General features: G+C 49.2%; 1 protein-coding gene. It reads right to left on the bottom strand.

All coding sequences use genetic code 11. The annotated features are described in order from the left end of the window. On the bottom strand, positions 1-469 hold a 469-nt coding region (locus ABD126_RS38695; protein ID WP_343944877.1), incomplete at its 3' end, for a transposase. Positions 470-530: the final 61 nt, after the last annotated feature.

Here is a 530-nt window from a genome sequence, read left to right as displayed (position 1 = left end):
CCTGTTCCTTGGAACACCTTTGTGAGAAAATCATTCTAAGCGAATGAGTAAGCGTAAATGCCGTCTTGATGGCAGGAAACTCACGGAACAATATTTCGGCTCTCTCTTTCTGTGTTTCCGTCCATTTGTCGGGCGACATCATCAATAGCGCCTTGCTCCGCGCCAGTAGTTCAGCCCTTGTCTCCTCGTTCTCCAACCGCTTGGGACAGAACTTTGCATTGCGTCTGATGGTGTATCCATCCTCGTCAACCCAAGGACCATCATTCTTTATCAGTTCCTTCATTCTGAGACGATGCTCTTCACGGTCGTTGGCATCCTTTGTCATCTGTTCCCTGCGATACTCCCTGCGCACTTCTTGCAAGGCTTCAAGGCAGAACTGCTGATGGTGGAACCTGTCTAGTGTAAGCATGGCTTTGGGGAAGCAAGTTTCCACGATACTGTGCATACTCTCGGAAAAGTCCAGCGTCACCTCAACAACGCTCATTCTCAACGGTTCTGGAATCTTGGACAGAACGTCGATAGCGTCCTTT

The organism is Saccharothrix mutabilis subsp. mutabilis (assembly GCF_039521145.1).
Lineage (GTDB): Bacteria > Actinomycetota > Actinomycetes > Mycobacteriales > Pseudonocardiaceae > Actinosynnema > Actinosynnema mutabilis.
This window is presented reverse-complemented; position numbering and strand designations above follow the sequence as displayed.